We start from the raw sequence: 12,961 nt of genomic DNA on the forward strand, positions 1-12,961 counted from the left end.
AGCCAGCACACCACGAAACCGAGCGTGCGCCCGCCCGTGTACTGCTCGCCTCATCACCGCTCCTGCGCCCTGTTCATGGACATGGCCACCCTAGGCCATTCGCTCCGGGCCCTGGTCGTCCAGACCGGCGAAGAAAGTGTCCTTGCCATCCTGGTCCTGGCCACTATTGATCCGAAACGGTTTGGGTTCTGGGTCGTTGGTGGTGTGTGAGCGATCTGGTGGGGGACGCGCGGCATCTGTCGCCGTCGGCGCAGGAGGCCCTGCGGCTGCGGGCGGTGGCCGCGTTGGTGGCGGGGCGGGACCGTGAGGACGTGGCGGCGGTCTTCGGGGTGTCGCTGAAGGCGGTCGACAAGTGGTGGGCGAAGTGGCAGGCCGGCGGCCGGGAGGCGCTGGTCATGCGGCCGCGGGGCAAGCCGGTCGGGGTGCACCAGGTCCTCGGCGAGACCGAGCAGGAAGCGGTGCGGCAGGCGGTCCCCGATCACCGCCCCTGTGACGTGGGGCTGAGCGGGCAGCTGTGGACGCGGCGGCTGGTGGGCGAGCTGATCGTGAAGCTATACCGGGTGCGGCTGACCGAACCGGGGGTGGGCAAGTACCTGAGGCGGTGGGGGCTGTCCTTCCAGCGCCCGGGCAAACGGGCCGTCGAGCAGGACCCGGAGTCCGTGCGCCGCTGGCACCAGGAGACCTGGCCGAAAATCCGCGCGAAGGCCGAAGGCGGTGAGATCCTCTTCGCCGACCAGGTCGGCATCCGATCCGACCAGGTCACCGGCCGCACCTGGGGCGAGAAGGGCAGGACGCCCGTGGTGCGGCGGAGCGGGAACCGGTTCTCGGTGAACGCGATGTCGGCGATCAGCACCAAGGCCGGATGCACTTCATGGTCTTCACCGAGTCCTTCACCGCCGAGGTGATGTGCCGCTTCCTGGACCGGCTGGCCGGTCACTTCGACCACAAGGTCCATCTCGTGGTCGACGGGCACTCCGCGCACCGCTCGAAGAAGGTCCGGGACTGGCTCGCTGCCCACCCCGAGGCTGTCGAGCTGCACTTTCTGCCCCCGTACTCGCCCGAGCTGAACCCCGACGAGCTGGTCAACGCCGACCTCAAACACAGCCTGCCCAAGCAGCACCGAGCTCGGGACCAGGCCGAACTCGCCGCAGAGACTCGCCGCTTCTTCCGCAGACGCCAACGCCAGTCACACATCGTCCGCGGCTACTTCGGCGGCCCACACGTCCGCTACGTCCTGGACGAGAACCCCATGAGTTTCTGATCAATAGGCTCGGGACGTGACGGATCACGGCATTGAGTTCCCGGTCTTCCGACTTCATGCTGTACCAGCGGTTCTCGCTCTTGCGAGTCCCTCGTGGCAACGCGATGTCTGGCTGCGGCCAGAGGAGTTCGAGGACCTGGACTACGTAGTCACCGTGCTGTTCGACGACTTTTGCAACGCAGACGATCCCGCACCGTGGCTGGGCAAGAGCCTGCGGACCGAGGAGGAAGTCGCGCTCATGAAGGAGCTGGGCGAGGTCTACTCGACCGTGCAGGAAGAAGTAGGTCGCGGTGCCCCGGACGAGGTCTATCTGGATGCTCCAGCCTGGACTAACGTGATCGCAGTCGCGGGCAGGTTGGCTCAGATGATGGTCACCAATGACCTCCAGGCTGCGGCTCTCCTGCATGAACAGCTAAACCTCCCTCACCGCCAGCGGCCCGCTGAGGGGGCATCGACGGCTGGGTGAGGATGCGCTTCCGGAGGAGTTCGAACGAGGCCCGGCCATACATAGCCCGCTTGAGCGTTTTCACCCAGTTCACGTGTCCTTCGACGACGCCTGAACTCCACGGGAGGGTGAGACCGGCGGTGACGGCGTCGAGGTCCTGGCGGAGGAAGCCGGCGAAGCCCTCCATGGGCTTCGGTGCATCCTGCTCGGCCTGTCGGATCCACTCCAGCAGTAGGTATCCGCGCTGGTGACGGACCATGTCGGCGAACGCCCGAGCGAGGTCGCAGGCCCGGGTGATGTCCGGGCAGGCAAGCCGGACTTCAAGGAGCCGCTCGTCCTGGCTTTCGGTGAGCGTCTCCCGGGGCCGCATGATCCACGAGGTGATCTTCCGGGGACTCGGGATGTCGGCCCGGACCGGTTCAGCGGTGCCCGCGCGGAGGGCGTCGAGGTGTTTGCGGACGACCTGGCGGCTGCCGCGATAGCCGCGAGCCTGGATCTCCAGGAAGAGCTGGGTGCCGCTGGCCTGGCCTTGGGCTTCGGCGAAGCGGGCGTTGAGGTATGCCTTGAACGGCTCCAGGACGCCGTTGGGGCGGCGCTCGCGGGCGGAGGCCAGCAGCTCGTCGAGAGCAGTGTCGCGGAAGCGGCGCACGGTCTTGCGGTCGAGGTTGAGACGGCGGGCGATGGCGCTGATCGTCCAGCGTTTCTCCAGCAGGCGGTGGATGTCCTCGTACTGAACTTGAACTCGTGATGTCGGCTCAAGGGCTTGCTGTGCCGCAGGACGGCTGCTCTACGATCCCGTGCTTGCCAACCGTGAGGCGATGATCGCCACGAAGTGCTGCAAGACGGCGAACGGCAGTGTCTGCGTCTCGTCGAAGAAGACCTCTGCCGGCTTCTCCTCCTCGGGGGCGTAGGCAACCACTGTCACGGCTGCCGGTCCGGGAGCTGGTGAAGCAGGCATGGCAGGGGCTCTGCCCGGAACCATGCGGGCCTCGCTGAGCTCGAAATGGGTGGTCCGGCCCTCACCCGCACCAGTCTCGGTGGTGAGAGCGCAGTACGGATCACCGTCGTAGTCCCAGGTCAGCAAAGACATGGCGGTGATGCTGCCACACCTGCCGCCGCCAGCGACGGGCATAAAGACCACCGCATCCGTCAGCGGGCCGGATCGAAGCTCAGGCCGGTGCCGGCGAGGCAACCGTCGACCAGCTGCGGGCGGTACTGGATCTGCTTGAGTCGGTGTTTCACCGCCCGGGTGATCTGGCCGAGGTCGGCGGCGGCGAGGTTACCGATGTCGCGCTTGACCAGCGACCAGATGCCTTCCTGCGGATTCAGATCGGGAGCGTAGGCCGGCAGCTGGAACACAGTCAGCCACTCGGCGTTTGCGTCGATGAACTCCTTCATGCCTGCGGTCAGGTGGAGGCGGACGTTGTCCCAGACCAGCACGATTGGGCCGCCGAGCTGGATGCGGGCGCGGACGACCAGGTCGCGGAAGTCCCGCCAACCGAAGCCCTTCGGCTCATCCTTGCGGCCCTGGTACTCGCGGATCGCGTAAATGAGCCGGGACCGCTGACCCGGCTTGTAGCAGGCCATGCCTGCCATCGACACCCGTCCCGAGCCCCGCCTCCTGACCCGAACGACGGGCGTCCGGCCGATCCGGCCCCAGGTCCTGGCGCGCGGCGGAGTCATCGACTGGCCGGCTTCGTCCTCGAAAACGATCCAGGCCCCGCGCTCCGCCGCGATGCTCTTACCCGCGGCCAGGTCTCCTTCTTCCACACCTCGACCGCTGAGTCGTCCCGTTCAATTGCCCGCCGGGCGGGCTGCTGCCAGCTCCAGCCGTGCCGCTTCATCAGCCGCCAGGTGCCCTCAACCGTGTAGGAAACGTGGAACAGCCGGCTGATCAGCGTCTTGATCCGCGCGAGCGTCCACCGTTGGTCTGCCCAGCCATGGGCCAGCGGACCACGCTCCAACTCACTTTCCAGCCGCGCGATTTGTGCATCATTGAGCCGGGACCGCCCCGGGGAGCCCTTTGACAGGACCCCGGCCTCCCCAAGTTCGCGCCATGCCCGGCGCCACCGCTCCACTGACCGCTCGCTCACCCGCAGCGCGTCAGCAACCTCCGCGTTCTTCTGTCCCACCTGAAAACGCTCCACGGCCTGCTGCCGTACCCGTTCCCTTGCGGCCCTCCCCGCGTCGGTCAGACCACCGCCTTGCGCATATCTCACACCCCAGGGCTACCGGTACTGACGGCCGGCTGTCAGGCGAACAGCACCGACATCACCCAATCAAGTTCAGTAGCGGTGGCGGGTGCGTTCGATGATCTGGGTGCGGGGCAGTTCCGCAGGCGGTAACAGCATCGGGGGCGGCTCGGGCACCTCGGTCACCGTCTCCTCCTCGGCACGTTTGCGCAGGCAGTCGCGGTGCTGGTGACAGGTCTTCTCCACCGCGGCGGACAGGTTCTGCAACAGGTGCCATCGGTCGGCCACTTCGAGGGCGTGAGGGGCGGCTTCCTTGACTGCCTTGGTGTAGGCGGTGGCCCGGTCCCGGCAGATGATCTCGGCGCCGGGATGAGCGGTGAGCCAAGCCGCGAACGTCTCCGAGGTGCGGTCGGGCAGCACGTCCACGACCCGGCCGGCCTCGACGTCGACCAGCACGGTGCCGTAGGTGCAGCCCTTGCGGAAGGCGAACTCGTCCACCCCCAGCACCCGCGGCGCGCGGTCCGGCGCGCGGTCCGGCACCGTCGGCGCCGTCAGCAGCCTGAGCAGCCGGGTACGGCCCGCGACCAGCCGCAGTCGGCGGCACAACCGCGCGGCCGGACGTCCGCCAAGCTCAATCGCGATCGACCGCAGCCAGCCTGTCAGCCCGGTGCTGGAGCGACGGTGCCGCTCGGACAGGCCCGGGACCTGCTCGACGAACGTCTTGCGGGAACAGCTCTTCCGGTCACAGAAGTATCGGTGGACGCGCAGCCGGACTATGACCCGGTGAGAGCCCAACGGCCTTTCGTTCAGGTCGCGTTGATACGAGCTGTGCGTGCGCCTCGCCTGTTTCCGGCAGTCCGGGCACCGGCCCGGGCGAGCGGTGGACACCGCCTCCACCACCAGGACATCGGAGGAGTCGCTGACGCGCTCCACTCGCACATCGATCCCGGGAAACAGCACAGCCTCGACCGTCTTGCTCACCATGCCGGGACATACTCTGCCGAAACGATCCCTCGCTCACTTCGCTGACCTGGGGATTCACGAAACTGCGGACAGAGCCGATTTGGTTCTGGCACGAGCTGTGTGACGCGGACGCACGTTCAACGACGGCCCTATGCCTAGTAGATGTGGTCGTCGGCGCGTTCATCCTCGGGCGTCCGTCGGAGACGCCACGCACCGAAGCCGACCCCAAGAGCCCCGCCCATGAGAGCTGCCGCTCCTGCCCACACGCCGCTGGGCGAGAGCGCCGCAGCGAGCAAGCCGGCCAACAGGGCGCCAACCATCAGATACATGACGACGATAAAACACGCAGCGAGGTAGCGATTCCTCAGAGGCGTCATGCCACCTTGCATGAGGTCCTCCTGTCCCCTTCGGCTGGTTCCCATCTCGCATATCCCCGAACGTTCACGACAACCCGGCTCACGGGGTCACGTCACAGAAGTTGAGCCAGAGCCCAAACTCGTGGACAAAGCCGCGCGCCGCCTTTGCCGCGCCCGCCCTTCCCCGGCAGGCCCTGGCGCGGGGGCGTGACCGCCCAGGGCACATCCCGGGGCACCTGGGACCACACCCAGCTCACCCGGGTGCTCCACCTCCGGCCTGGCCAAGGGCACCAAGGGGCTGGGTGCACCAGGACGGCCTGGCCGGACTCGCGGGCTGACCAGACCAGAGCCCGGTCCACCACGTCGCCGCGATACGACCGCACGCGTCCCCCGCCCAACACCCACCCCCCGCACGGCGGAACAGCCCGGCAGCCGGCCGCACCAGAGGCCGACACCCTGCACCTGAGGCCGACCGCAGGCGGGGACGGGGCGTTGAAGCGAAGGCGCAGGTGCTGTTGGGCTTTGTGCCGCAGCGGCTCATCCCTGCGCCGCTGGCACCGCCCGCACGGCATGAGTTCCCCCTGACACACCCGCCGTGCGGGCGGGGCATCCACCCCACCCCCGCACTCCTGACACGCCCGCCCCCACTCCGGCAGTGCCGCCGCCCGCCGATGCCGCCCCGGGCGCCCCACCGTCCTTCCGTGCGGTGCTGCGCCACCGGCACTGTGCCCGGCTGCTGGCCGCCTCGGTCATCGGCCGCCTCCCGCTGGGAATGGTGCCCGTCGCCCTGATCCTCGCCGCCCGATCCGACGGGCACTCCCTGGCCACCGCGGGCCTGCTGGCCGCCCTGTACGGCATCGCCCCCGCCGCCGGACTGCCGCTACTGGGACACCTGGCCGACATATGCGGCCTGATAGCGCCCTGCCACCTGAGCGCCGTGCTGTCCGCCACCGCCCTGACCGTGCCGGCCGCTACCGGCACCTCCCACCTTCCCCTCACCGCCGTCTGCGTGCTCCTCGCCGGAGCCGACTGCCCACCGCTGGAAGGCGGCCTGCGCTCCCTGTGGCCGACCCTGCTGCCCGATGCCGCCCACATGCGCACCGCCTACACCCTGGACGCCTGCGCCCAGCAGATCGTCCACGTCACCGGACCCGGGACCTGTCCCCGAGTGGTGGACACCTCTGATACCGGCCCCGGCAGGGGCCGGGCAGGAGGCATCTTTTATGGTGATGAAGGTCTACTCGCCCGAGTTCAAGGCGGACGCAGTCGCGCTGTACCTGTCAGATCCGAGCCACACCTTCGAGGGCATCGGCAAGGATCTGGGGATCAGCCGGGAGACGCTGCGCAACTGGGTGCGGGCCGAACGGGCCCGCCACGGCGGGGGCAGCACGACGAGCACAAGCACGGAGAAGAACACGGTGGATTCCCCGCCGACGGCCGAAGAACTTCAGGCCGAGAACGGGGCCCTGCGCCGGGAGCTGGCGGCAGCGCGCAAGGAGATGCACCGGCTCGCCACGGAACGGGACATTCTCCGCAAGGCGACGAAGTTTTTCGCACAAGAGATGACCTGGTGATCAACCGCTTCCAGTTCATCGAAGACCACCACCGCGCCTTCGGCGTGAAGCGGTTGTGCCAGGTGCTGGAGGTGGCCCGCTCCAGCTTCTACAAGTGGCGGACGGGCCGCGCGGCCCGCGCCGCACGCGAACGGGCCGACGCCGCGCTCGCCGAGCGGATCCGGGCCGTGCACGCCGAGTGGGACGGCACCTACGGTCGCCCCCGGATCACCGCCGAGCTGCGCGACGACGGCGAGCGCGTGAACCACAAGCGCGTCGGGCGGGTGATGCGCAAGTACGGCATCGCCGGTCTGCGGCTGCGCAGGCGCCAGGTCACCACGGTGCCCGAACCGTCCGCCGCCCCGGTGCCGGACCTGCTGCGGCGCGACTTCACCGCGAGTGAGCCGAACCTCAAGTACGTCGGCGATATCACCTATCTGCCGGTGGGCGACGGTGAGTTCCTGTATCTGGCGACGGTGATCGACTGCTTCCCGCGTCGTCTGGTGGGCTGGTCGATCGCCGATCACATGCGCACCGAGCTGGTCACCGATGCGCTCCGGACAGCCGCCCGGGTCCGCGGCGGCCTGGCCGGCGCCATCTTCCACAGCGATCATGGGGCGCAGTACAAGTCTCGTGAATTCGCGTCATTCTGCGCCGAGTTGGGAGTGACCCAGTCCATGGGCGCGGTGGGCACGAGCGCGGACAATGCCCTCGCCGAGTCGTTCAACGCGGCCCTCAAACGCGAAACGCTTCGTGGCGCCCGCCGCTTCAACGGGGTCCGTGTCTGCCGCCTGGCCGTCTTCCGCTGGACCACCCGCTACAACACCCGCCGCAGGCACTCACGCCTCGGGCAGCGGGCACCGATCGCTTACGAGCAGCAGTCAGCTACTCTGACACTTGTCGCATAACGACACGAATGGTGTCCACCTTCCGGGGGCAAGGCCCTACTCCTCCCGCGAGATCCGTGGCCACCTGCGCAAACGCGGCATCCGCGCGGTGATCCCGGAACGGGCCGACCAGCAGGCCAACCGGAAACGGCGCGGACAGGCCGGCGGCAGACCACCGGCCTTCGACCGGGAGGCATACAAGCAACGCAACACCGTCGAACGGTGCATCAACCGCCTCAAGCAGTGGCGCGGCATCGCCACCCGCTACGAGAAGACCGCCACCATCTACTTGGCCGGACTCCACATCGCAGGCATCTTCCTCTGGTCCACCCGATGATCCAAACGAAACCGCCTAGTCCACGTCGTGCAGGGCAGGGGCAAGCTTCGTCGCCGATCCCCTGCCCCGGGACGCGGCGAGCGAGCAGAGCGCCGGCACCGACCGCGTCAAGGTGCTGGAGGAGGCACTGCGCGATGTCCTGAGCCACATCCGGCCGCAGGGGCACCCCAGCTGAGAGCTCAACACCTGCCTGCATGGTGGGCAACGACCAGCTGACCAGGTGGTGGGCGGTACTGGATGTCACACCCCGCCGACACCATCAGGACGGGCGTCCGCGCTGAACCGGGCGGCGCCGGCCGTGACCATCCGCGCCGGACACCAGAAGTGTTCGACATGGCCAGTTCACCTCCGTGTGCATACGTGTGGTGCTTCGATCACGGATGTCTCCACAGCTTCCCCGGCGGTAAAGAGCCGTGGTGCACTGCGGCGTGGGTGCCGTTCGTCGCAGCCACGGCCGAGCAGGCCGTCGAGGCCAAGCAGGCCGCCTACGGTGCCGCCCGGTTCCTGGGCGCCCTGCCCGGCGAGAAGCAGTTGAAGGTCCTCGAGATCCGGCAGACGCGGACCTGAGCCGTCCGTCTTCTGGCAGACCGTCTGGCCCGGGACGGAGACGGTACGGGCGTGGTGCGGCCGGTTTTGCCGGCCTCGGTGGTCCCGTCCTGACCGGTCGGGGCTGCAAGACGTTCCGGTCAGGGGTTCACCGGCGGATGTTCACCGTCACGTTGGCAGCGGTGCCGCCGGCGACCGCGACGACAACCGCCGCCTCGACTTGGCCGATGAGCACCAAGAGGGCCACCGTAGCAACAGACAGTAAACTCGTGACGGCTGTGATCCAGCGGAGAAGACGCTTCGTTTCAGGTTCCGTCCGGGTACGGTCGATGGATGTCATGGGTTCCGCTCTTCTCGCAATCGGGTGGGTGACCCCACGGCAGACGAGAGGGAGACCTGAAAGAGGCCAGCCGCCAAGCAAGAGCCTCCTGCGGGTCTCCCTTCGTCATGTCGAAGGGCTCGCTGATGCCGAGAAGAGTACGATGCCTGTAGATGATCTGTGTGCCGCTCTGGACAACCCCGGTCCGCCGAACGGGTGACCGCCGGGTAAGGAAACAGCGACGTTTTGGCCTGCGCGTCCGGGACGTACGAACAGTGGCTGTGAGCCGCCGGCTCAGCGGCGCCGAGACGCGAACAGCAGGCGTGACCAGGGCGAAGGCTGAAGACCTCGCACCGCAAGCCCCCCGGGGTGTCGCCGAGACACGAACAGCGGGCGTGACCAGAGCGAAGGTTGAAGGTCTCGCACCGCAAGCCTCCCCCCGAGGCGTCACCTCCTCGCTCGGTAAGCGGCTTACCGCCTCCAGCCTGGGCATACTGCTCCAGAATTGCGCTCTACGCGTCGTGATGCAGAAACTCGACCCGTACCTCAACGTCACCCCGGGGACGAGGAAACCCTTCCAGCACGGCGGGGTGTTCGTCACCAACGACGGCGCCGAGACCGGCCTGCGCACCGGCCCCTACGACCAACAGTCTGGACGACACCACCGCCGGGACCAGGGGACTGCCGTAACGGTCGCGCAGCTGTTGTGCCGCGCACCGGACCCGCCATGCAGCACAGTCACGAGGCCGGCCAGCGCCAGGAACGGCGGGCCACGCAGAGAGCAGCCGCTACAGGTGCAAGGCGAGAGTTCCGCTGTCTGCGAGGGCGGCTGCCGCCAACTCGGGGTCGTCTTCGGCCGTGGACCGGCGGGGCGGACCCATCATCGCCGACACGTTCTGCAGCGGGCTGTCCTCGTCGGCGGCCCCAGCCTCTTCGCCCTGGGCAAGCAGTACGCGGTCGGTCTGGTCCAGGACATCGGACCTCACGCCGCCGTACGCCCTCGGGGCGGCGCTGGTCAGGGGCGGCAGTCACAAGTCGGCGTGCTGCTGAAGCCGCTGTTCGCCGGAGCGGCAGTCGAGAACGGTGCCGTGCGGCATCGCGGCGTTGTCCGGATGGCCCGCGGGGCCGAGCCGCCCGCCCAGCCCCATGGTGTGCACGTGGCGTCGGTCAGCAGCGCCGGAGGGCGGGGGCACGACGAAGCGGCGGCCGCCCCCTGGAAGCACGCCGCTTCATGCGGGTTCGCGCCCGGCAGCCGGAGATCACCGCTGCGGCCGGTGACTGTCGGGTAAGACGTCATCTCAATTGGTGGTTGCCGGTGTAGATAGTTGCTGGCAGACGCGTTGCGGTGGCGGTTGAATGCCGTGGTGAGCGACTACTGGACGCCTGTCCATCACGCGGTGGAGCACGAGGATGTGGAGACCCTGGCCTGGTTGCTGGCCGATGGTGCCGACCCCGATGAGGTCTTCAGCAACATGACGCTGCTGACGCATGCCATCGACGTCGAGGCTGATGGCTCGCTCCAAAGCGGCCAGCCGTTGGCTGTGCATACCACTGCGGTGCTGCTGGCCTTTGGGGCTGACCCGGAGCTTGCAGATCCAGACGGTCGTACTCCCCTGGACATGGCCGATCATTACGGTCACCACCTGGCGGTGAACCTGCTGCGGGCCCACGTCAGTGGGCCAAGCGCCGGTTGAGGTTGATCCCCGGGAGTGGACACCGGGTTTCATGCGACGAGTGACAGCGTACGTGACGTGATCAGTTGCTGTTCGAACTCGGCTGGTGTGAGGTAGCCGAGCGCGGAGTGTCGACGGCGCCGGTTGTAGTACGACAGCCAGCGGAACAGCTCCAGCCGGGTCTGGGCCTTCGAGGTCCAGCGGCGGCCATGGAGCAATTCGCTTTTGAGGCCCTGGAAGAACGACTCGGCGAGGGCATTGTCATAGCTCGAGCCGACCCGGCCCATGCTGCGGCGGATGCCGTGCCGGCGGCAGACCTCGGCGAAGGCGGCCGCGCTGTACTGGGCGTCTCTGTCGGTGTGGAAAACGACGCCGTGGACCCGGCCGCCGCGGGCGGCCACAGCCATTTCGATCGCGTCGGTGACCAGCAAGGTGCGCATGTGGTCGGCGATCGACCAGCCCACCACCTTCCTCGAGCAGCTGTCGATCACCGTGGCGAGGTAGAGCCACTTCGCGCCGACGGCTATGTAAGTGATGTCGCCGCACCACCTGATGTCCAGCGTGTCCGCGGTGAAGTCGCGCATCACCAGGTCCGGCGCGGGCGGCGCGGTCCTGTCCGCAATCGTCGTCCGCTTCTTCTTCCGCAGGTGCCGCCCGACGATGTGGTTGACCCGCATCAACCGGGTGACGCGCTTGCGGTTGATCCTGCGTCCTCTCGCCCGCAGCTCGGCATGGACGCGCGGGGCGCCGTAGGCGCCCTGGTGCTCGGCGTGGATGGCACGAACCTCGCTCACGGTCCGCTTCTCCTCGGCCCGGCGCTCGGCGCGGGCCTGTTCAGTGGCCAGGTGCCGGCAGTAGCCGGCTCGGGACGCTCCAAGCACACGGCAGATCCGCTTGACGCCGAAGTCGACGCGGTTGTCGGAGATGAAGTCCCAGCGGTAGGGTCTCACTTCACCTCCCGGGCGAAATAGGCAGCAGCCCTGCGCAGGATCTCGCGCTCCAGGTGCCACTCCTGCTCGGCCCTGAGCAGCCGGGCGTTCTCCGCTCGCAACCGGGCCAGCTCCTCGGCCGCGCTCCCGCTGCCGTCGCGGCCCTCGGGCACGGCCTGGGCCTCGTCCTTGCGCACCCACGTCCGAAGCGACTCCGCGGTGATACCGAGATCCGCAGCCACCGCCGCGTACGTCCGCTTCCCGGCCGCGGCACGGTAGAGCGCTACCGCGTCCTTCCTGAACTCCTCCGGATACGGAGACTTGCGTCCCATCTGGACATCCCTCCCTGAACCATCAAGATCCATTGTCAGGGTGTCCACTCCAAAGGATCAGCCTCAAACTCGGACTGCACCAGGCGACCGTCCGCAAGCTGGTGAGTGCTCGCTCCGCCGATGACGTCGTCGCCAAGAGCCTGCAGCGGGCGCATATCGTCGACCCATACGTCGGCCACCTGCACCGGCGCTGGAACGAAGGCATCCGAAACGCCGCTCAGCTCTACCGGGAGATCCAAGAGCTCGGCTATCCGGGAGGCGAGTTGGCCGTCCAGCGCCACCTGCGGTGCTACCGGACCGGACGCGGACACGCACCCGACCCGGGACCCAAGCCTCCGTCGGTCCGCGAGGTCACCTCCTGGATCATGACCCACCCCGAGCACCTGCGGGACGAGAACGCCGACAAGCTGCACCGGCTGCGTGAACGCGATCTGGAACTCGACCGGCTCACCCTTCACGTCAGGAAGTTCGCCGCGATGATGACCGGCCGCCACGGCGACCGCCTCGAAGACTGGATCATCGACGTCGAACGAGACAGCCTGGCTCCGCTTGCGGGCTTCGCCCGCAACCTCCGCCGCGACTTCGACGCCGTCCGCAACGGACTGTCCCTGCCCCACAACTCCGGTGCCGTCGAGGACAACATCAACCGACTGATTATGTGGAATCTGAATTGTCAAGGTCATGGAGCTTTGCGCAGTTGCATCGTCCACTCGCGCTGCTCAGCGGTGTCGGGGACGGCGAGCCCGCGAGCGCGTTCGATCAGGTTCCAGGAGATGTCAGGGCCGATGCCGCTGAGAATGAGGAGTGCGGCAGCAAGGAGGGACGAGCGTCCGATGCCGGCTCGGCAGTGGGTGACGATATGTGCGCCTTCGCGGAGTTGTTCGGCGAGCGTGTCCAGGGTGGGAAGGACCGTGGCGAGCTCGGGGACGGTGCGGTCTGTGATGGGGACGGCCACGAACCGCAGCCCGGCCGCGGCAGCTGCCTGCGGCTCCTCGGCGAGGCCGAGATCGTGGAGTTCGGGCCTGGTGAGTGCACAGACCAAGATGTCGACGCCAGAGCGTCTCAGCGCGGTCATCTCGTCTTCGAGCCAGTCGCCGCCACGAGGCCGGGCCATGGTGCTCACCCGTCCGGGGCCGGGGAAGTCGATGGTGAACAGGTTTGGTTGCAT

The 12,961-nt window shown here is 68.0% G+C and carries 13 protein-coding genes and 2 pseudogenes; 7 read left to right on the forward strand and 8 right to left on the reverse strand.

All coding sequences use genetic code 11. The annotated features are described in order from the left end of the window. Positions 1-311 precede the first annotated feature (311 nt). Together ACZ8ZB_RS00345 and ACZ8ZB_RS00350 are read left to right on the forward strand one after the other, a co-directional pair. Positions 312-1,261, forward strand: a pseudogene (locus ACZ8ZB_RS00345) (IS630 family transposase). 16 nt (positions 1,262-1,277) lie between these two features. Next, entirely contained in the window at positions 1,278-1,727 is a 450-nt protein-coding gene (locus tag ACZ8ZB_RS00350) for an SCO4402 family protein (protein ID WP_470735709.1), read from the forward strand. On the opposite strand, the gene ACZ8ZB_RS00355 is transcribed toward ACZ8ZB_RS00350, so the two are convergent. From ACZ8ZB_RS00355 to ACZ8ZB_RS00370, 4 genes are all read right to left on the reverse strand, one after another. Beyond that, positions 1,633-2,355, reverse strand: a complete 723-nt coding sequence (locus tag ACZ8ZB_RS00355; RefSeq protein ID WP_470735710.1) for a transposase — start codon at positions 2,353-2,355, stop codon at positions 1,633-1,635. The genes ACZ8ZB_RS00350 and ACZ8ZB_RS00355 overlap by 95 nt on opposite strands. Positions 2,356-2,493: 138 nt before the next feature. Beyond that, positions 2,494-2,796 carry a hypothetical protein gene (locus ACZ8ZB_RS00360; protein WP_470735662.1) on the reverse strand — a complete coding sequence of 101 codons (303 nt, stop codon included), beginning with the start codon at positions 2,794-2,796 and terminating at the stop codon, positions 2,494-2,496. 59 nt (positions 2,797-2,855) lie between these two features. Next, positions 2,856-3,925 (reverse strand): IS630 family transposase gene (locus ACZ8ZB_RS00365; protein ID WP_470735661.1). Its coding sequence is split into 2 segments (ribosomal slippage): positions 2,856-3,476 and positions 3,479-3,925, totalling 1,068 coding nucleotides; the frame shifts between segments, so codons are not numbered across the junction. Between the two features lie 66 nt (positions 3,926-3,991). Further along, positions 3,992-4,882, reverse strand: coding sequence for an ISL3 family transposase (locus ACZ8ZB_RS00370; RefSeq protein ID WP_470735711.1), 891 nt, complete (start codon positions 4,880-4,882; stop codon positions 3,992-3,994). Positions 4,883-6,440: 1,558 nt separating this feature from the next. Here ACZ8ZB_RS00370 and ACZ8ZB_RS00375 point away from each other — a divergent pair. The 3 genes and pseudogenes from ACZ8ZB_RS00375 (at position 6,441) to ACZ8ZB_RS00385 (ending at position 8,561) form a co-directional block, all read left to right on the forward strand. Further along, positions 6,441-7,678, forward strand: a protein-coding gene (locus ACZ8ZB_RS00375; protein WP_470735712.1) for an IS3 family transposase whose coding sequence is annotated in 2 segments (ribosomal slippage) — positions 6,441-6,770 and positions 6,773-7,678 — 1,236 coding nt in all. Because the reading frame shifts where the segments join, the coding sequence is not laid out codon by codon here. A 31-nt stretch (positions 7,679-7,709) separates the two neighbouring features. Further along, a pseudogene (locus ACZ8ZB_RS00380) lies at positions 7,710-7,994 on the forward strand (transposase); the annotation flags it as partial. 432 nt (positions 7,995-8,426) lie between these two features. Continuing rightward, the gene (locus tag ACZ8ZB_RS00385) at positions 8,427-8,561 is read left to right on the forward strand and encodes a hypothetical protein (RefSeq protein WP_470735713.1); all 135 of its coding nucleotides are present in this window, start codon (positions 8,427-8,429) and stop codon (positions 8,559-8,561) included. Between the two features lie 127 nt (positions 8,562-8,688). Here the strand turns inward: ACZ8ZB_RS00385 and ACZ8ZB_RS00390 are convergent, their stop codons facing one another. Next, positions 8,689-8,880: a hypothetical protein gene (locus ACZ8ZB_RS00390; protein WP_470735714.1), complete on the reverse strand. Its 192-nt coding sequence runs from the start codon at positions 8,878-8,880 to the stop codon at positions 8,689-8,691. Between the two features lie 374 nt (positions 8,881-9,254). Between ACZ8ZB_RS00390 and ACZ8ZB_RS00395 the strand changes: the two genes are divergently transcribed. Together ACZ8ZB_RS00395 and ACZ8ZB_RS00400 are read left to right on the forward strand one after the other, a co-directional pair. After that, entirely contained in the window at positions 9,255-10,148 is an 894-nt protein-coding gene (locus ACZ8ZB_RS00395; RefSeq protein WP_470735715.1) for a hypothetical protein, read from the forward strand. 75 nt (positions 10,149-10,223) lie between these two features. Beyond that, positions 10,224-10,553, forward strand: a complete 330-nt coding sequence (locus tag ACZ8ZB_RS00400) for an ankyrin repeat domain-containing protein (RefSeq protein ID WP_470735716.1) — start codon at positions 10,224-10,226, stop codon at positions 10,551-10,553. 29 nt (positions 10,554-10,582) lie between these two features. Here ACZ8ZB_RS00400 and ACZ8ZB_RS00405 read toward each other — a convergent pair. From ACZ8ZB_RS00405 to ACZ8ZB_RS00415, 3 genes are all read right to left on the reverse strand, one after another. Further along, positions 10,583-11,793 (reverse strand): IS3 family transposase gene (locus tag ACZ8ZB_RS00405; protein WP_470735717.1). Its coding sequence is split into 2 segments (ribosomal slippage): positions 10,583-11,547 and positions 11,547-11,793, totalling 1,212 coding nucleotides; the frame shifts between segments, so codons are not numbered across the junction. A gap of 35 nt (positions 11,794-11,828) precedes the next feature. Further along, entirely contained in the window at positions 11,829-12,476 is a 648-nt protein-coding gene (locus ACZ8ZB_RS00410; RefSeq protein WP_470735718.1) for a hypothetical protein, read from the reverse strand. Then, on the reverse strand, positions 12,473-12,961 hold the full coding sequence (locus tag ACZ8ZB_RS00415; protein ID WP_470735719.1) for a protein-tyrosine phosphatase family protein: 489 nt from the start codon (positions 12,959-12,961) through the stop codon (positions 12,473-12,475). The genes ACZ8ZB_RS00410 and ACZ8ZB_RS00415 overlap by 4 nt, the downstream gene beginning before the upstream one ends.

It is taken from the genome of Streptomyces sp. 12E (assembly GCF_055633275.1).